Raw genomic sequence first — 17883 nt, 5'->3', positions numbered from 1 at the left:
GTCCGCGTACTGGGCGTACGCGGACGATCCCGACAACGCGGCGAGGCGCCGTGCCAGGCGTCGCGGACCAGACGGGACTTTCGAAACACGCCCTAACCGTCGGACGGGACCCTGACGGCCGCCGCGGACCCGGTGTCCACGGCGGCCGCTCCGTCCGTGCCCGCGTTGCCGCCGCCGGTCAGCAGCGCGTACGCCACACCCCCCACCAGCCCCGACAGCAGGAAGCTGCAGTCCACCCCGCCGGTCAGGCCCAGCAGCGGCCCCTCGTACGACGGCAGGGCGACCGCCAGCACGCCCACCACCGCGCCCAGCGCCCAGGACACCGTCGCCCGTACGTGCCAGCCGGCCCGGTACCAGTAGACGCCACCCCGCGCCCTGCGGTTGAACACCTGGAGCGCCTCAGCGTCGTACACACCCCGGCAGCGGACGAAGCCGATGAGGGTGATCACCGCCCAGGGTGTGCCGATCGCCGTCAGCAGCAGCACGAACGACGTCATGGCGTCCTGGGTGCTGGAGGCGTAGTGACCGGCGAAGACGCACACGGTGGCGACGACGGCGACCGCGTACGTGGCGGTCGCGCGGGACGCGCGCGGCAGGATCGCGTCCAGGTCCAGGCCCATGGAGTAGAGCATCAGGCCCGCGTTGCCGACCGAGCCCGCCGAGGCGGCCAGCAGCAGGGGCAGCAGGTACCAGCCCGGGGAGGCGTCGACCAGCGGCCCCGCGTATTCGAGGGCCGCGCGCGCCGCGTACGCCGTGAAGGTGCCGAAGAGCTGCGGCACCAGCAGGCCCAGGATCAGACCGAGCCAGGTCGCGTGCAGCACCCGGCGCGCGCCGTGGCGGGCGGGTGAGATGTAGCGGGTGTAGTCGCCGAGCAGGGTGATGAAGGCGATCGGCCCCGACAGGCCGGCCGCGACCGCTGCCAGCAGCCAGGTCGGCCAGAAGCCGCCCAGCAGATAGCCGCCCGCCTCGGGCAGCGCGGCCGTCGTGAAGTGCGGGGCGTAGGCGACCACGCCGAGGATCAGCAGGGCCGTCATGCCGATGGCGAGAATCCGGGACATCGCGAGCAGCACGCGGTAGCCGTACACCGCGCCCGCGACGGTCGCGGCGGCCAGTAGCGCGTAGACGAGGCCGTACGAGACGTCGTTCGCCGGCATGCCGGTCAGGCGGCCCAGCACGCCCACCATCACGTCGCCGCCGATCCACACGGTGAGCGCGGAGTACCCCAGCGCCAGCAGCAGCCCGACCACCGACCCGACCAGGCGGCCGCGCACCCCGAACTGGGCGCCGGAGGAGGTCGAGAGGTTGGTCGCCGTGCGCAGCGAGACGAGGGCCAGCGGGGCGGTGAGGACCGTGCCGGCCAGGGTGCCGAGCACGATCGAGCTGACCGAGGCCCACCAGCCGAGCCCGAAGGACGGGGGCAGCCAGCCGAAGATGATCACGCCGAGGCAGAGGTTCGATCCGAGCAGGATCGAGACGAGGTCCTTGGGCCCGCTGGTGCGTTCCTCCTCGGGGATGGTGTCGACTCCGCGCGCTTCCCTCTGCATGGCTGCTCTCCCTCGATTAGAGTGGCGTTCAATCTGAGGGAGGAGTGCCGTCGTCGTCAACCCTTGGATGACAAGCGAATCATGTTTAGAGTGTTGGTCTAACTTCGGTCAGGCAAGGAGAGGTCGCGGCATGAGACTGACGCCCACGGAACGTGACCGGCTGCTGCTCTTCGGCGCCGCGGAACTGGCGCGAACCCGCCGTGCCCGCGGACTGCGCCTGAACGTCCCCGAGGCGACCGCGCTCATCGCGGACACGGTGTGCGAGGCCGCCCGCGACGGCGCCCGGCTCGCCGAGGCGATCGAGCGGGCCCGCTCCGTGCTCGGCCCGGACGACGTGCTGCCCGGCGTCGCCGACGTCGTCACCGAAGTGCACGTCGAGGCCGTATTCGACGACGGCTCCCGGCTCGCGGTGGTCACCGACCCGATCGGCGGCGGCCTCGGCGACCGCGCCCCCGGCGCCCTGCTGCCCGGGCCCGAGCACGCCGAACCCGGGCCCGCCCTGCGGCTGACGGTCACCAACACCGCCGACGTGCCGGTCTCCGTGACCTCCCACTTCCACTTCTTCGAGGCCAACCCGCGCCTCGACTTCCCCCGCGCGCGGGCGTACGGGATGCGGCTCGCCGTGCCCGCCGGGTCCTCCGTGCGGTTCGGGCCGGGGGAGAGCGCCGAGGTCGGGCTGGTGCCCATCGGCGGCGACCGCGTCGCCATCGGCTTCGCGGGCCTCGTCGACGGGCCGCTGGACGCCCCCGGGGCCCGCGAGGAGGCCCTGCGCCGCGCCGCCGCCTGCGGCTACCTGGGCGTACACGAGAAGGAGGCCGGCCGATGAGCCGCCCCGGAGGACACCCCGCCGAGGCCCGCCGCCTCACCCCGCACGAGTACGCCGCCACCCACGGCCCCCGCGCCGGCGACCGCGTCCGGCTCGGCGACTCGGGGCTGGTCATCCGCGTCGAGTCCGACTCCCAGCGCCCGGGCGACGAGTTCCTCGCCGGGTTCGGCAAGACCGCCCGGGACGGGCTGCACCTGAAGGCCGCCGCCGTCCGCGAGACGTGCGACGTCGTCATCAGCAACGTCGTGGTCGTCGACGCGGTCCTCGGCATCCGCAAGGTGTCCATCGGCATCCGGCAGGGGCGCATCAGCGCCATCGGGCGGGCCGGGAACCCGGACACCCTCGACGGGGTCGACGTCGTCGTCGGCACCGGCACGTCGATCGTCTCCGGCGAAGGGCTCATCGCCACCGCCGGCGCCGTCGACACCCATGTCCACCTGCTGTCGCCGCGCGTCATGGAGGCGTCGCTCGCCTCCGGCGTCACCACCATCATCGGCCAGGAGTTCGGGCCGGTGTGGGGCGTCGGCGTCAACTCGCCCTGGGCGCTGCGGCACGCGTTCGGCGCCTTCGACGCCTGGCCGGTCAACATCGGCTTCCTCGCCCGGGGTTCGTCCTCCCACGAGGCGCCCCTGGTCGAGGCCCTGGCCGAGGGCGGCGCCTCCGGCTTCAAGGTGCACGAGGACATGGGCGCCCACACCCGCGCGCTGGACACCGCGCTGCGCGTGGCCGAGGAGCACGACGTCCAGGTCGCCCTGCACAGCGACGGCCTGAACGAGTGCCTGTCCGTCGAGGACACCCTGAAGGTCCTGGACGGCCGCACCATCCACGCCTTCCACATCGAGGGCTGCGGCGGCGGGCACGTCCCCAACGTCCTGAGGATGGCGGGCGTGCCGAACGTCATCGGCTCCTCCACCAACCCCACCCTGCCGTTCGGCCGGGACGCCGTCGCCGAGCACTACGGCATGATCGTCTCCGTCCACGACCTCAAGACCGACCTGCCCGGCGACGCCGCCATGGCCCGCGACCGCATCCGCGCCGGGACCATGGGCGCCGAGGACGTCCTGCACGACCTGGGCGCCATCGGCATCACCTCGTCCGACGCGCAGGGCATGGGCCGGGCCGGCGAGACCGTCCGGCGCACCCTCGCGATGGCCGGGAAGATGAAGGCCCAGTTCGGGGCGCCCGAGGACCACGACAACGAGCGCGTCCTGCGCTACATCGCCAAGCTGACCGTCAACCCCGCGATCGCCCACGGCCTCGCCCACGAGGTGGGGTCCCTGGAGGTCGGCAAGCTCGCCGACATCGTGCTGTGGCGCCCGGAGTACTTCGGCGCCAAGCCGCAGCTCGTCCTCAAGGCCGGCTTCCCGGCGTACGGCGTGGTCGGCGACCCGAACGCGGCGACCGACACCTGTGAACCCCTCGTGCTCGGCCCGCAGTTCGGGGCGTACGGCGCTACGCCCGCCGATCTCTCGGTCGCCTTCGTCGCGCAGGCCGCCCTCGACCGGGGCGGGGACTCGGTGCCGACCCGCCGGCGCCGGGTCGCCGTGCGCGGCACCCGTGGCATCGGACCCGCCGACCTGCGCCTGAACAACCGTGTCGGCGCCGTCGACGTCGACGGGCGCACCGGCCTGGTCACCCTCGACGGAGAGCCGCTGCGCTCGGAGCCGGCCGACTCCGTCCCCCTCAACCGCCTGTACTTCCTCTAGGACGTGGTGATGAACTTCCGCATGCCCCCCGAGTGGGCCCCGCACGAGCGCACCTGGATGGCCTGGCCCCGCCCCAACCCGACCTTCACCACCGACGCCGAACTCGCCGAGGCCCGCACCGCCTGGGCCGAAGTGGCCCGTGCGATACGCCGGTTCGAGCCGGTGACCATGGTCCACGCCCCCGGCGATGCCGCCTCGGCGCGCGAACTGCTCGGCTCCGCTGTCGAGTTGACCGAGGGGGACCTCGACGACGCGTGGATGCGGGACATCGGCCCCACCTTCGTCCAGGACGAGGACGGCAGGCTGGCCGCCGTGGACTGGGTGTTCAACGGCTGGGGCGGTCAGGACTGGGCCCGCTGGGAGCACGACGCCGGGATCGCCCGCCATGTCGCCGGCCTCGCCGGTGTCCCCGTCCACTCCTCGCCGCTGGTCAACGAGGGCGGGGCGATCCACGTCGACGGCGAGGGCACGGTCCTGCTGACCGACACCGTCCAGCTCGGCGCCGGACGCAACCCCGGCTGGAGCCGCGAGCAGGTCGAGGCGGAGATACACGCCCGGCTCGGCACCACCAAGGCGATCTGGCTCCCGCACGGCCTGGCCGGCGACTACGGGACGTACGGCACCCAGGGTCACGTCGACATCGTCGCCGCCTTCGCCGGGCCCGGCACCGTCGTCGTGCACAGCCAGCGGAACCCCGACCACCCGGACCACGCCCGCTCCCTGGAGTACCTGGAGATCCTGCGCGGCGCGACCGACGCCCGGGGACGCCGCCTGGAGGTCGTCGAGGTGCCCGCGCCGACCGTGCTCAAGGACGACGACGGCCACTGGGCCGACTACTCCTACATCAACCACTACGTCTGCAACGGCGGCGTCGTGCTGTGCGCCTTCGACGACCCGCATGACGAGATCGCGGCCGGCATCATGCGCCGCCTGTACCCCGGGCGCACGGTCACCCTGGTGGACGCCCGTACCATCTTCGCGGGCGGTGGAGGCATCCACTGCATCACCCAGCAGCAGCCGAAACACTAGGAGCCGACCCATGGCCGGTGCGCGCCGGAACGCCCCGCCGCGCGAGCGGGTCCTCGCCGCCGCCATGGAGATGATCGCCGAACGCGGCCTGGAGAAGCTGACCATGGCCGCGCTCGGCCGCGAGGTCGGCATGAGCAGCGGCCACCTCCTGTACTACTTCCACTCCAAGGACGAACTGCTGCTGCGCACCCTGGAGTGGAGCGAGGGCCGGCTCGGCGCCGAACGCGGCCGGCTGCTCGCCCGGGGCGCGTCCGCGCGGGAACGGCTCGACGCCTACGTCGATCTGTACGTCCCCGACGGCCAGGGCGACCCGCACTGGACGCTGTGGCTGGAGGTCTGGAACCGCTCGCAGAACGCCGACGACGACGCCCGGGACCGGCAGGCCGCCATCGAGGGCGCCTGGCACCGGGACCTCGTGGCACTCGTCGCGGAAGGCACCTCGCGCGGGGAGTTCCGGGCGGTCGACCCGGACCGCTTCGCCGCCCGCCTGCGGGCCCTCCTCGACGGCTTCTCCATTCATGTGGCGATCGGCCTGCGCGGCACCGACCGCGCCCAGATCCTGCGCCACGTACGGGAGTTCCTCGACGACAGCCTCCTCGCGGACGCCTGAGACCGCTTCCCGGTTGTACCCAATTCGGGGGATTGACCCGGTACGGCCCCACGCGTTCGGCTCGTCGGAGCCCTCGGCGCGGGGCCGGGGGAGAAGCGTCCACGGGGATCACAGGGGGACCATTTATGCATCGCACCGCGCGTCCGCGCGCGCTCGCCGTCGCCGTAGTCCTGGCCGCCGCCACGGCGGCACTGACCGGGCCAGGGGCCGCCGCGGCGCCCGCCGCCCCGCCCGTCGAGCGGGTCACCGTCTCGGCCACGGGGGAGCAGGGCGACGGCCACGCGTCCGCGCCCCGGCTCAGCGCCGACGGCCGCTTCGCCGCGTTCACGGCGGACGCCGCCAACCTGGTGCCGGGCGACACCAACGCGGCCGCCGACGTCTTCGTGCGCGACGCGCGCACGGGGGCCGTCGAACGGGTCAGCGTCGCCTCGGACGGCGCCCAGGCCGACCAGGGCTCCTCGCTGCGGGACATCAGCGCCGACGGCCGGTACGTCCTGTTCGGCTCGCGCGCCCGCGACCTGGTCCCCTGGGACACCCCGCCCGCGGACGCCGGGGCGGAGGACGTCTACCTGCACGACCGGCGCACCGGCACCACGAAGCGGATCAGCGTCGCCTTCGACGGCGGCTCCGCGTACACGGCCGGCGCCCAGCTGTCCGCCGACGCCCGGTACGTCGTCTTCAACGCCAAGGCCGACCGGATGGAGGAGGGTGCCCGCGACCTGTTCGGCGCCGTGTACGTCCACGACCGCCGCACCGGCCGCACCGAGCGGGTCGGCAACACCGACCGCCCCACCGACCCGGCGCTCCTGCAGGACGTCAGCGCGGACGGCCGGTACGTGCTGTACACCCAGTCCGTCCCGCGCGGCTCGAGCGGCGTCACCTGGGTGCACGACCGCCGCACCGGCACCGAGGAGCGGGTCAACGTCAAGGCGGACGGCTCCCCGGCCGCGCGCTACGCCATGCCGGCCACCCTCTCCGCGGACGGCCGTACCGTCGCCTTCCAGAACGGGGACGAGGACCTGGTCCCCGGCGGCGGCCCGGACGCCTCCGACCTGTACGTCCGCGACCTGCGCACCGACGTCACCCGCCGGATCGACGCGGGCCCCGACGGCGAGACCCTGCCCGACCGGCCGGTGATCAGCGACGACGGCCGGTACGTCGGTTACGAGGCCGCCCCGCGCCTGCCCGACGGCACGGCCGGCCCGGCCAACGTCTATCTGCGCGACCTGCGTACCGGCGGCACCCGCCTGGTCAGCGCGTCCCTGACCGGCGGTCCGGTGACGGACGGATCGGTCTGGCTGACCTCGGTGAGCGCCGGGGCCCGGCGCATCGCCCTCGGCAGCGCCTCGTCCCAGCTCGTCGCCGGTGACACGAACGCGGCCGTCGACGGCTTCGTCCGCCACCGTCGATGATCAGCGCTGTGTTCGCATCCTGAGACGGACGGTGAGCACGGGGGCGGTCTGTGCCAGACTGCACCCGTGCTCTCGTTCGCCATGATTATTGGCAGCAGGCGCGCCGGTCCGCAGTGACCGCCACGTACGACCAGGTACGGGTGGACACCGTCGTCCTCGACCCGCGCGCAGACCTCTCGCACCCGCGAGGGGTTTTTCTGTTTCCCGGCCCACCCGCAGCCGGGCGGAGAGCGTGAGGGACCATAAGTGGGGGCGGTGGAGCCGGTCATTCCGGTAGACCGAGATCCAGTACAGGAGCCTTACGACATGACGCCAACCAGCGAGCTCGACGACTCGTTCCACGTCTTCGACACCACCTTGCGCGACGGCGCCCAGCGGGAGGGCATCAACCTCACCGTCGCCGACAAGCTGGCCATCGCCCGTCACCTGGACGACTTCGGCGTGGGATTCATCGAGGGCGGCTGGCCCGGCGCCAACCCGCGCGACACCGAGTTCTTCGCCCGCGCCCAGGAGGAGATCGAGTTCCGGCACGCCCAGCTCGTCGCCTTCGGCGCCACCCGGCGCGCCGGCGGCAAGGCGTCCGAGGACCCGCAGGTCAAGGCGCTGCTGGAGTCCGGCGCCCCGGTGGTCACCCTCGTCGCCAAGTCCCATGACCGGCACGTCGAGCTGGCGCTGCGCACCACCCTCGACGAGAACCTGGAGATGGTCCGCGACACCGTCTCGTACCTGGTCGGCGAGGGCCGCCGGGTCTTCGTGGACTGCGAGCACTTCTTCGACGGCTACCGCGCGAACCCCGAGTACGCGAAGTCCGTCGTCCGGACCGCCTCCGAGGCCGGCGCCGACGTCGTCATCCTCTGCGACACCAACGGCGGCATGCTCCCCGCCCAGGTCCAGGCGGTCGTCTCCACCGTCCTCGCCGACACCGGCGCCCGGCTCGGCATCCACGCCCAGGACGACACCGGCTGCGCGGTCGCCAACACCCTCGCCGCCGTCGACGCGGGCGCCACCCACGTCCAGTGCACGGCCAACGGCTACGGCGAGCGCGTCGGCAACGCCAACCTCTTCCCGGTCGTCGCCGCCCTGGAGCTGAAGTACGGCAAGAAGGTCCTGCCCGAGGGCCGGCTCCGCGAGATGACCCGGATCTCGCACGCCATCGCCGAGGTCGTGAACCTCACCCCCTCCACGCACCAGCCGTACGTCGGCGTCTCCGCCTTCGCCCACAAGGCCGGACTGCACGCCTCCGCGATCAAGGTCGACCCGGACCTGTACCAGCACATCGACCCCGAGCAGGTCGGCAACACCATGCGGATGCTGGTCTCCGACATGGCCGGACGCGCCTCCGTCGAGCTCAAGGGCAAGGAACTCGGCATCGACCTCGGCGGCGACCGCGAGCTGGTCGGCCGGGTCGTCGAGCGGGTCAAGGAGCGCGAGCTCAAGGGCTACACCTACGAGGCGGCCGACGCCTCCTTCGAGCTGCTGCTGCGCGCCGAGGTCGAGGGCGCGCCGCTGAAGTACTTCGACGTCGAGTCCTGGCGCGCGATCGTCGAGGACCGCCCCGACGGCAGCCACGCCAACGAGGCCACCGTCAAGCTGTGGGCCAAGAGCGAGCGCATCGTCGCCACCGCCGAGGGCAACGGCCCGGTCAACGCCCTCGACCGCGCGCTGCGGGTCGCCCTGGAGAAGATCTACCCCCAGCTCGCCGCCCTGGACCTCGTGGACTACAAGGTCCGCATACTGGAGGGCGTCCACGGCACCCAGTCCACCACCCGTGTCCTGATCTCCACGTCCGACGGAGCGGGCGAGTGGTCCACGGTCGGGGTGGCGGAGAACGTCATCGCCGCCTCCTGGCAGGCCCTGGAGGACGCGTACACCTACGGGCTGCTGCGGGCGGGGGTCGCACCCGCCCAGTAGTGCCGCGCACGGCGGTCCCGGACGCCCGGGGCCGCCTCATCGGGTAGCGTCGGGGACATGAGGACTCCGCACTCGAGGGGCCTCATGCGCTCGCTGATCGTGCCGGTCGCCGCCACCGCGATGGTGCTCCTGACCGGTTCGCCCGGGGCACATGCGGCCACGGACCTTTCCACGGTGGCCGAGGCGCTCCGCGAGGATCCCGTGTACGTCGATCCCGCCGCCTCGGACCAGCTGTCGTCGGCGGACGCCGAGGCGCTCTCCGACAAGATCAGGGACGCCGGAAAACCGGTCTTCGTGGCCGTCCTGCCCGCCGACCAGCCCGAGCGGGACATCTTCCGGAACCTGCGGACGGAAACCGGCATCACCGGCCTGTACGCGATCCGCAGCGGCGACCGCTTCGGCGCGCGGGCCGACGCGGTCGTCCTGCCCCCGCGCGGTGTGCAGAACCTCGTCAGGGCCGTCCAAGGCGTCGTCGACCCCAAGGCCCAGCTGAACGACTTCGTCGACGCGGCGCTGCGCAGCGCCCGGGGCACGGCCCCCGCCTCCTGGGGCGACGGCGGGGGAGGCGGCGTGGACACCGGCGGCATCCTCGTCGCCGGGATCGTGATCGCGGCGGGTGGCGCGGGCGCCTACGCGCTGGTCCGGCGCAACCGGCGGCGCCACGAGGAGGAGCAGCGGGCGGCGCTGGAGAAGCTGCGGACCGTCGTCGACGAGGACATCACCGCCTACGGCGAGGAACTCGACCGTCTCGACTTCCACCCGGCCGAACCGGGCGCCGACGACGCGAAGCGCGGGGACTACGAACGCGCCCTGGACTCCTACGAGCAGGCCAAGCGCCTGATGGACGGGGCACGCAGACCGGAGGACGTCAAGCCGGTCACCCAGGCCCTGGCGGACGGCCGCTTCTCCCTCACCCAGCTGGCCGCCCGCCGGGAGGGCCGGCCGCTCCCGGAGCGCCGGCCACCCTGCTTCTTCGACCCCCGCCACGGCCCGGCGGTGGCCGACGAGACCTGGACGCCGCCCGGCGGCGCCGCGCGTGAGGTGCCGGTGTGCGCGGCGGACCGGGCCCGGCTGGCCGACGGCCGCGATCCCGCGATCCGCGAGGTCGACACCGAGTACGGCCGGCGGCCGTACTGGGACGCCGGACCGGCCTACGGCCCCTGGGCGGGCGGCTACTTCGGCGGCGGCATCCTCCCCGGCCTGCTCGTCGGCACCCTGCTGGGCAGCGCGATGGCGGGCCCGGCGTACGCGGCCGACTACGGGGCCGGGTACGGCGACTTCGGCGGCTACGAGGGCGGTGACGTCTCGGGCGCGGACTTCGACCCGGGCAACTTCGACGGCGGCTTCGGGGGCGGCGGGGACTTCGGCGGGGGAGGCGGCTTCGACGGCGGTGGAGGCTTCTGACGCGCGGGGGCCCGGCGTCCCCGGGACACCGGGCCCTGTGGGCGGAACGGTGGCGCGGAGCGCCGCTCAGAGGCCGGACGCCGCCGAGGCGATGGCGGAGGCGAAGGTGGAGACCTCGGTGTAGACGCCGGGCGCGTTCGGCCGGGCGCAGCCTATGCCCCAGCTGACGATGCCGACCTGGATCCAGGCGTTGTTCGCGTCGCGCCGGAACATGGGGCCGCCGGAGTCGCCCTGGCAGGTGTCCACGCCGCCGGAGGGCAGCCCGGCGCAGATCTCCTCGTTCGCGACGAGCCCGCTGTAGCCGCTGTAGGAGCGGCACTGGGCGTCGCTGACGAAGGGCACGTTCGCCTTGAGCAGGTAGCGCTGCTGGGCCCCGCCCTCACTGTTGGCGCCCCAGCCGGCGACGGTGAAGGTGCCGGTGTTGTACTGCGTGGTGGTGGCGATCTTCAGCGTCGGCAGGTTGATGGGCTGCGCCAGCTTGATGAGCGCCCAGTCCTTGCCGGTGCCGTTGTAGCCCGGCGCCCGGTACACGTAGGTGGAGCGGACCTGGACCCGGCCGCTGGTGGACTGGAGGTCCACGACGCCGGCGGTGGCCGTGATGCCGGTGTTCGGACCGGTCGAGCCGACGCAGTGGGCGGCGGTGAGGACGATCTGCTGGGTGTAGAGCGCGCCGCCACAGCCCATGGAGAGCCGGACCATGAACGGGAACTCGCCCTGCGCGGCACGGGTCCCGCCGACGACGCGCGAGTCCGCGGCCTGCGCGGCCGACACGGGCTGGAGACTGACGATCGCGAGAGCGGCGGCGCCGAGGACCGCGCATCTCTTGAGCGCGGTGAGGAGCTTCTTCAACGTGATGCCTTCCGTGGGGGGTTGGACATGCCAACGCGAGAAGTGCATATGGCAGGAACATGTCAATCGGGAACGGCTGAGACGCCCCGGCCGTTTCCGTTGCAGGATTATGAGAACCCTGTGACGACCCCCATAAGAACCCAATTCCGGCCACTGGCCCTGGCCACAGGCCCCCCACTTGGGCGGATCGTGACGGAAAACAGAGCACCCGCCCACCCGGCGCGAAACCGGGGGACGGGAGTGCTCGGTATGCGCGGCGCCTGCGCCGCGCGGCTCAGGCGCTCTTGATCGCCGAGATGTCGAAGTTCAGCTTGATCTTGTCGGAGACCAGCACGCCGCCCGTCTCCAGCGCGGCGTTCCAGGTCAGGCCCCACTCCGAGCGCAGGATCTCGGCCTTGCCCTCGAAACCGACGCGCTCGTTGCCGAACGGGTCCGTCGCGGCGCCGTTGAACTCCAGGTCGATGGTGATCGACCGGGTGGTGCCGAGGATGGTCAGGTCGCCGGTGATGCGGTAGTCCTCGCCGCCCAGGGCCTGCGCCTTGGTGGAGCGGAACGTCATCGTCGGGAACTCGTCCGTCTTGAAGAAGTCCGCGCTCTTCAGGTGCCCGTCGCGGTCGGCCGAGCCGGTGTCGATGCTGTCCATCTGGATGTCCAGGGACGCCGTGGACGCGGCCGGGTTCGTGCCGTCCAGGTGCAGCGAGCCGCTGAATTCGAGGAACTTGCCCTTGACGTTGGTGACCATGGCGTGCCGGGCGACGAAGCCGAGCGTGGAGTGCGCCGGGTCGATCGTGTAGTCGCCGGTCAGCGCGGCAAGCTCCGGAGCCACGGCGACGGCGGCGGCCGGGGCGGTGGTCTCGGCGGAAGCCTTGCGGTTGAAGATGCCCATGACGTTCTCCTCGGGAGGTGATGTTGAATCTTTAACTACCCAACGCGCACCACCGTAGACGCATTCCCTTCAACTTTCAACATCATCCGCGACGTGTTCCTGGTGTCACCCCGCGTGACGTGATAGGGCATGGACATGACCCCTTCGCGCCGCGCCCTGCTGACCGCCGCCGCCCTCGCCGCGGCCCTCGGCCGCACCGCCGGGACCCCGGCCCGCGCCGGGGCGGCCGACCCCTACGACACCCTCCGTGCCCGCTGGCTCGGCATCACCCTCGGCGCCGGCTACGACCCCGCCGCCGAGCCGTACGCCGGGCGCCTCGCCGAGACCGGCACGCTGGCCCGCGGGTTCCAGCAGGCCATGGACCCGACCCCGGCGTCCCTGTGGCCCGGCCACCCCTTCGACCCGCCCGCCGGCATCACCCGGAGCTACAGCCGCCTGTGGACCATGACCCAGGCCTACGTCCAGCCGGGAACCGGAGCCACCGCCGACCCCGCCCTGCTCGCCGACGTCCTGCGCGGCCTCGACCACCTCTCCGCCACCGTCTACCACCCCGGCACCACCCGCTACGGCAACTGGTGGGAGTGGCAGATCGGCAGCCCGCGCCTGCTCATGGACATCACGGCGGCCCTGTACGACCACCTCGGGCAGGCCCGGATCGACGCCGCCTGCGCCGCCGTCGACCACTTCATCCCCGACACGCAGCTCACCGACTACTCCGGCACCGCCACCGGCGCCAACCGTGTCGACCTGTGCCGCGGTGTCGCGCTGCGGGGCATCCTCGGCCGCGCCCCGGACCGGATCGCGCTCGCCCGGGACGCGCTCTCCCCGGTCTTCCCGTACGTCACGGCGGGCGACGGGCTGTACGCCGACGGCTCCTTCGTACAACACACCTGGGTCGCCTACTCCGGCACCTACGGCCAGGTCCTCCTCGACGGACTCGGACGCCTCTTCGCCTTGCTCGCCGGCTCCGACTGGGAGGTCACCGACCCCGGCCGGCAGATCGTCCTCGACAGCGTCGAGCGGGCCTACGCCCCGCTGATCCACGACGGACTCGTCATGGACAGCGTCAACGGGCGCGCCATCAGCCGGGGGTTCCTCAAGAACGACGACCGGCGGGTCATGCGCGGCGACCACTACCACGGGCACGGGCTCATCGCCGCCATCGTCCTGCTCGCCGCAGGCGCGAGCGCGGCCGAACGCGACCGGTGGCACGCCCGCGTCAAGGGCTGGATCGAACGGGACACCGTCACACCGGTGCTGACATCACGTCAGTTCGGGGTGGCCGACCTCGCCCGCCTGCACGCCGTCGCCCGGGCGCCGGTCCCGGCGGCGCCCGAGCCGGTCGGGCACCACCTCTTCGCCGCGATGGACCGCGCCGTCCACCGCCGCCCGCGCTTCGTCGCGACCATCGCCATGGCCAGCGACCGGATCGCCCACTACGAGTGCGGCAACGGCGAGAACCCGCGCGGCTGGCACACCGGCGCGGGCATGGTCTCCTGGTGGGCCGACGGCCTCGGCGACCAGTACACCGACTGGTACTGGCCGACCGTCGACTGGTACCGCCTGCCCGGCACGACCGTCTCCACCCGCCGCCTGCCCGACCGGGCGGGCGGCGAATGGGGCGAGGCCCGGCCCGCCGCACGCTGGGTCGGCGGCACGACGGACGGCGAGTACGCGGCGATCGGCCAGCAGCTGGAGGGCCTGGGCTCGACGCTGCGGGCCCACAAGGCGTGGTTCTGCCTCGCGGACGCCGTGGTCTGCCTCGGCACCGGGATCACCTGCGCCGACGGCGTCCCCGTGGAGACCGTCGTCGACAACCGCAACCTGGGGGAGAACGGCACCCCCGCCCTGGTGCGCGGCCCCGGCTGGGCCCATCTGGAGGGCCATGGCGGCTGGGTCGTGCCGTACGGCCGGCTGCGCACCCTCCGCGAGGACCGCGGCGGCGCGTGGGCCGACATCAACACCACCAGCACCACCGAGCGCCGCATCCGCCGCTGGCAGACCCTCTGGCTCGACCACGGCACCGACCCGCGCGACGCGACCTACCGGTACGTCCTCATGCCGGGCGCGAGCCGCCGGGAGGTCGCCGCGCGGGCGGCCGACCGCGGATGGCTGTCGGTCCTCGCCAACGACCCGGCCCGCCAGGCCGTCCACGTCCCCTCCCTGGGAGTGACGGCGGCCCTCTTCCGGCAGCCGGGCACCGCGGGCCCCCTCACCGCCGGCGCGGGAGCGAGCGTGCTGCTCCGGCGCCGGCGCCGGACCGCTACCCTCTGTGTGAGTGAGCCGCCCCGCACGGGCGAGCCCCTGGAGATCGTCCTCGACCACCCCGTACGGCACGTGACGCACGCCGACGAGACGGTCGAGATCCTCGCCACCGGACCCCGGCTCAGGCTCCGCGTCACTCCGGGGACGGTATGCCGGACCCACCGTTGTGACGTGGTTCTCGCCTGACGGCTTTGTGTGACCTCCACAACGCACGGGCCCTCTGAGCAGTCGGAAAGGCTGCATGCCGCCTTGGTTCTGTTCAGTGCTACCAGGAAAACGCTCCGGAGACTGTGAGGAGTCGACGGCTCGCATTGCGCCGGGTCCTTCGTAAGGTCACTACATGACCGTTTTGGATGAGGCACCGGGTGAGCCGATCGACGCCCGCGGACGGACCGCCGAGCTGCACGGGATCCGTGCCCAGGCGCTGGCCGGCCCGGGCGAGAAGGCCACCGCGGCGCAGCACGCCAAGGGGAAGCTGACCGCCCGGGAGCGCATCGAGCTGCTCCTGGACCCCGGCACCTTCCGGGAGGTCGAGCAGCTGCGCCGGCACCGGGCCCAGGGCTTCGGCCTGGAGACCAAGAAGCCGTACACCGACGGTGTCATCACCGGCTGGGGCACGGTCGAGGGCCGCACGGTCTTCGTGTACGCCCACGACTTCCGGATCTTCGGCGGCGCGCTGGGCGAGGCCCACGCCACCAAGATCCACAAGATCATGGACATGGCCATCGCGGCCGGCGCGCCGCTGGTCTCCCTGAACGACGGCGCCGGCGCCCGTATCCAGGAGGGCGTCTCCGCCCTCGCCGGGTACGGCGGCATCTTCCAGCGCAACACCAAGGCGTCCGGCGTCATCCCGCAGATCAGCGTGATGCTGGGCCCGTGCGCGGGCGGCGCGGCCTACAGTCCCGCCCTCACGGACTTCGTGTTCATGGTCCGCGACACCTCGCAGATGTTCATCACCGGCCCCGACGTGGTCAAGGCCGTGACGGGCGAGGAGATCACCCAGAACGGCCTGGGCGGCGCCGACGTGCACGCCGAGACCTCCGGCGTCTGCCACTTCGCGTACGACGACGAGGAGACGTGCATCGCCGAGGTGCGCTACCTCCTGTCCCTGCTCCCGCAGAACAACCGGGAGAACCCTCCCCGGGTGGAGCCGTCGGACGCCGCGGACCGCCGCAGCGAGACGCTGCTCGACCTGGTGCCGGCCGACGGCAACCGCCCGTACGACATGACCAAGGTCATCGAGGAGATCGTCGACGACGGCGAGTACCTGGAGGTCCACGAGCGCTGGGCGCGGAACATCATCTGCGCGCTGGCCCGGCTGGACGGCCAGGTCGTCGGCATCGTCGCCAACCAGCCCCAGGTCCTGGCGGGCGTGCTCGACATCGAGGCGTCCGAGAAGGCGGCCCGCTTCGTGCAGATGTGCGACGCCTTCAACATCCCGATCGTCACCTTCCTGGACGTCCCCGGCTTCCTCCCGGGAGTCGACCAGGAGCACGGCGGCATCATCCGCCACGGCGCGAAGCTGCTGTACGCCTACTGCAACGCGACCGTGCCCCGGATCTCCCTGATCCTGCGCAAGGCGTACGGCGGCGCGTACATCGTCATGGACAGCCAGTCCATCGGCGCCGACCTCACCTACGCCTGGCCGACCAACGAGATCGCCGTGATGGGCGCCGAGGGCGCCGCCAACGTCATCTTCCGGCGGCAGATCGCCGAGGCCGAGGACCCCGACGCCATGCGGGCGCGCATGGTCAAGGAGTACAAGTCCGAGCTGATGCACCCGTACTACGCGGCCGAGCGGGGCCTGGTCGACGACGTGATCGACCCCTCCGAGACCCGGGAGGTCCTCGTCCGCTCCCTGGCGATGCTGCACACCAAGCACGCCGACCTGCCGTCCCGCAAGCACGGCAACCCTCCGCAGTAACCCACCGGTATCCGTGCGGAAACCTCATCCATGGAGACTGAGCCCATGAACGTCCCTGACATCCGCGTCGAGAAGGGCCACGCCGACGCCGAGGAAGTCGCCGCCATCACGGCGATCCTCCTGGCCCGCGCCGCCGCCCGGCCCGTCGCCGCCCCGGCCCACCGAGGCCGCCCGAAGGCCGGCTGGCGCCGCCTGGAGCGCGAGGGCGGCTTCCGCGCCCCGCACAGCTGGCGCTGAGCCCGTATGAACGAAGAGAAGGGCCCCTCTCCTGGAGAGGGGCCCTTCTGCCGTCCCTGAGGGGCGCGGGAACCGCGCGACAAGCGACTGGGCCGCCCCGGGCGGCGAACAACCGTCCGAGGCGGCCCAGGGGCCGCACAGGCCCGTGTCTACCGCAGCCGCGCCATCAGCGCGTGCTCGACGAGCGTGATCAGCGCCGACTTGGCGTCCGCGCGGTGGCGGGCGTCCGTCGTGATGATCGGGGTGTCGGGGCCGATCTGCAGCGCCTCGCGCACCTCGTCCGGGTTGTACGGCTGATTGCCGTCGAAGCCGTTGAGCGCGATGACGAAGGGCAGGCCGCTGTTCTCGAAGTAGTCGACCGCGGGGAAGCAGTCGGCGAGACGGCGGGTGTCCACCAGGACGATCGCGCCGATGGCGCCCCGCACCAGGTCGTCCCACATGAACCAGAAGCGGTCCTGGCCGGGCGTACCGAAGAGGTACAGGATCAGGTCCTGGTCCAGGGTGATACGTCCGAAGTCCATGGCGACCGTCGTGGTCGTCTTGTCCCCGGTGTGGGTGAGGTCGTCGATGCCCGCCGAAGCGGACGTCATGACGGCTTCCGTGCGCAGCGGGTTGATCTCCGAGACGGCGCCGACGAACGTGGTCTTGCCCACGCCGAAGCCGCCAGCCACCACGATCTTCGCGGACGTGGTGGAGCGGGAAGGCCCTCCGCTAGAGCTTGCGAAGTCCACTGAGCACCCTTTCGAGCAGTGTCACGTCTGGCTGGCCGCCGGCGCTCTCGTCGCCGCCGGGCTGATGGATGGCGACCAGTCCTGCCTCCGCCAAGTCGGCGACGAGGATCCTGGCCACGCCGAGGGGGATCGTGAGGAGGGCCGAGACCTCGGCCACCGATTTGATCTCTCGGCAGAGGTTGCAGATCCGCTGATGCTCGGGCAGCTGGCCCTGCATCTGGTGCGGCTGCGCGGTGGTGTGCACCAGCGCCTCGATGGCGAGCTGGTAGCGCGGGCGGGTCCGGCCGCCGGTCATGGCGTACGGACGCACCAGGGGGTTGTTCGACGCCCCGGCGGGCGTCGGCTCAGGGGCGCGTCGCTGCGGCTGCACCGGCTGGATGCGCCGGGCTGGCGGCTGGTCGTACGGCGAGGGTCCGGGACCCTGCGGGTACGGCTGCCGTTGGTTCTGCTGGGAGGGGAAGTACCGGTTCTGGGAACCGTCGTTCTGGCCCTGGGCAGGGCCGTACGACCAGTTGCCCGATGACGAACCGTCTGGGGGTGTTGCCACTT

Annotated in this window: 15 protein-coding genes; 10 read left to right on the top strand and 5 right to left on the bottom strand. The window is 72.5% G+C overall.

What is annotated here, in order from left to right; all coding sequences use genetic code 11:
* Positions 1-92: 92 nt before the first annotated feature.
* Entirely contained in the window at positions 93-1544 is a 1452-nt protein-coding gene (locus ACFRAC_RS23450; protein WP_382926853.1) for a cytosine permease, read from the bottom strand.
* Between the two features lie 130 nt (positions 1545-1674).
* Here ACFRAC_RS23450 and ureA point away from each other — a divergent pair, with 130 nt between their 5' ends.
* The 7 genes from ureA (at position 1675) to ACFRAC_RS23415 (ending at position 10442) form a co-directional block, all read left to right on the top strand.
* A complete protein-coding gene (gene ureA / locus ACFRAC_RS23445) occupies positions 1675-2370 on the top strand; it encodes an urease subunit gamma (RefSeq protein ID WP_382926850.1) in 696 nt (231 codons plus the stop codon).
* A complete protein-coding gene (locus tag ACFRAC_RS23440; protein ID WP_382926847.1) occupies positions 2367-4076 on the top strand; it encodes an urease subunit alpha in 1710 nt (569 codons plus the stop codon). Before ureA ends, ACFRAC_RS23440 begins: the two co-directional genes overlap by 4 nt.
* Before the next feature lie 9 nt (positions 4077-4085).
* On the top strand, positions 4086-5105 hold the full coding sequence (locus ACFRAC_RS23435) for an agmatine/peptidylarginine deiminase (RefSeq protein WP_382926845.1): 1020 nt from the start codon (positions 4086-4088) through the stop codon (positions 5103-5105).
* 10 nt (positions 5106-5115) lie between these two features.
* Entirely contained in the window at positions 5116-5715 is a 600-nt protein-coding gene (locus ACFRAC_RS23430; protein WP_382926843.1) for a TetR/AcrR family transcriptional regulator, read from the top strand.
* A 125-nt stretch (positions 5716-5840) separates the two neighbouring features.
* Complete coding sequence (locus ACFRAC_RS23425; RefSeq protein WP_382926840.1) at positions 5841-7127, top strand: TolB family protein; 1287 nt, start codon at positions 5841-5843, stop codon at positions 7125-7127.
* A gap of 306 nt (positions 7128-7433) precedes the next feature.
* A complete protein-coding gene (gene cimA, locus ACFRAC_RS23420) occupies positions 7434-9038 on the top strand; it encodes a citramalate synthase (RefSeq protein ID WP_382926837.1) in 1605 nt (534 codons plus the stop codon).
* A gap of 57 nt (positions 9039-9095) precedes the next feature.
* Complete coding sequence (locus ACFRAC_RS23415) at positions 9096-10442, top strand: hypothetical protein (protein WP_382926834.1); 1347 nt, start codon at positions 9096-9098, stop codon at positions 10440-10442.
* Positions 10443-10508: 66 nt separating this feature from the next.
* Here the strand turns inward: ACFRAC_RS23415 and ACFRAC_RS23410 are convergent, their stop codons facing one another.
* Positions 10509-11291: a serine protease gene (locus ACFRAC_RS23410; protein WP_361346753.1), complete on the bottom strand. Its 783-nt coding sequence runs from the start codon at positions 11289-11291 to the stop codon at positions 10509-10511.
* Between the two features lie 274 nt (positions 11292-11565).
* The gene (locus ACFRAC_RS23405) at positions 11566-12177 is read right to left on the bottom strand and encodes a YceI family protein (RefSeq protein WP_382926831.1); all 612 of its coding nucleotides are present in this window, start codon (positions 12175-12177) and stop codon (positions 11566-11568) included.
* A gap of 129 nt (positions 12178-12306) precedes the next feature.
* Here ACFRAC_RS23405 and ACFRAC_RS23400 point away from each other — a divergent pair, with 129 nt between their 5' ends.
* From ACFRAC_RS23400 to ACFRAC_RS23390, 3 genes are all read left to right on the top strand, one after another.
* Complete coding sequence (locus ACFRAC_RS23400; protein ID WP_382926828.1) at positions 12307-14628, top strand: polysaccharide lyase 8 family protein; 2322 nt, start codon at positions 12307-12309, stop codon at positions 14626-14628.
* Between the two features lie 154 nt (positions 14629-14782).
* Positions 14783-16366 (top strand): acyl-CoA carboxylase subunit beta, encoded by a 1584-nt coding sequence (locus tag ACFRAC_RS23395; protein ID WP_382926826.1) that lies wholly within the window; start codon positions 14783-14785, stop codon positions 16364-16366.
* A 45-nt stretch (positions 16367-16411) separates the two neighbouring features.
* Entirely contained in the window at positions 16412-16603 is a 192-nt protein-coding gene (locus tag ACFRAC_RS23390; RefSeq protein ID WP_382926823.1) for an acyl-CoA carboxylase subunit epsilon, read from the top strand.
* Positions 16604-16752: 149 nt separating this feature from the next.
* Here the strand turns inward: ACFRAC_RS23390 and ACFRAC_RS23385 are convergent, their stop codons facing one another.
* On the bottom strand, positions 16753-17334 hold the full coding sequence (locus tag ACFRAC_RS23385) for an ATP/GTP-binding protein (RefSeq protein WP_026248371.1): 582 nt from the start codon (positions 17332-17334) through the stop codon (positions 16753-16755).
* On the bottom strand, positions 17315-17881 hold the full coding sequence (locus ACFRAC_RS23380) for a DUF742 domain-containing protein (protein WP_382926819.1): 567 nt from the start codon (positions 17879-17881) through the stop codon (positions 17315-17317). The genes ACFRAC_RS23385 and ACFRAC_RS23380 overlap by 20 nt, the downstream gene beginning before the upstream one ends.
* Positions 17882-17883: the final 2 nt, after the last annotated feature.

Origin of the sequence: Streptomyces sp. NPDC056628, from assembly GCF_042792555.1 — a bacterium.
Lineage (GTDB): Bacteria > Actinomycetota > Actinomycetes > Streptomycetales > Streptomycetaceae > Streptomyces.
This window is presented reverse-complemented; position numbering and strand designations above follow the sequence as displayed.